The sequence below is a fragment of the Spiroplasma sp. ald genome, from assembly GCF_044714355.1.
GTDB lineage: Bacteria > Bacillota_I > Bacilli_A > Mycoplasmatales > Mycoplasmataceae > Spiroplasma > Spiroplasma phoeniceum.
Window position 1 is genome coordinate 1 of record NZ_RXFY01000199.1, and the last position, 554, is coordinate 554.

2 protein-coding genes are annotated in these 554 nt (G+C 23.8%); both read right to left on the reverse strand.

All coding sequences use genetic code 4. The features are described from left to right. A partial coding sequence (locus EHU54_RS06110; protein ID WP_400249513.1) for a hypothetical protein occupies positions 1-230 on the reverse strand: 230 nt, incomplete at its 3' end. Continuing rightward, a partial coding sequence (locus EHU54_RS06115; RefSeq protein ID WP_400249514.1) for a hypothetical protein occupies positions 223-554 on the reverse strand: 332 nt, incomplete at its 5' end. The genes EHU54_RS06115 and EHU54_RS06110, both read right to left, overlap by 8 nt.

Consider the following 554-nt stretch of genomic DNA (forward strand, 5'->3'; position numbering starts at 1 on the left):
CAATACATACTAGCAATGATACAAATTGGTTGTTTAATTAATAAACTAATTTTTAATAATTCACCAAACATTTTAATATTTGAAATAGTCTTACCACTATATCGTGTTCCAATTTGATTAATTTCATTAACTAACTCAAACTTTTTAGCAAAAGGATATTTATTACCAATACTACTATTTTGTAATAATCAATAAGGAGTTTCTAACAAATAAGTAAAATGATTAAGCATTATTATCACTTTCTTTTTTAATATCTCTAATATCAGTTTGCAAATTAACAATTATTGGTTGTTGATTATTTAAGTTTAATTCTTGTTCTAACTGTTTTTCTTGCAGTGAATATTTATAATTAAATGCTCGTTGTCAATATAATTTAGCACCATCGGGTGATTTCATCATAAAATTAATTATTTCACTTTCAATTCTATCAACTTGTTTTTCAAGTAAAGGAACTATCTTTTCGCTCTTGTAAATTTCATATCTTCATCGGTTAGAAAGGTTGAATTCATTGGTTAAATCATTCAAAGTATATGGTTTATTAGGTGATTTATTTT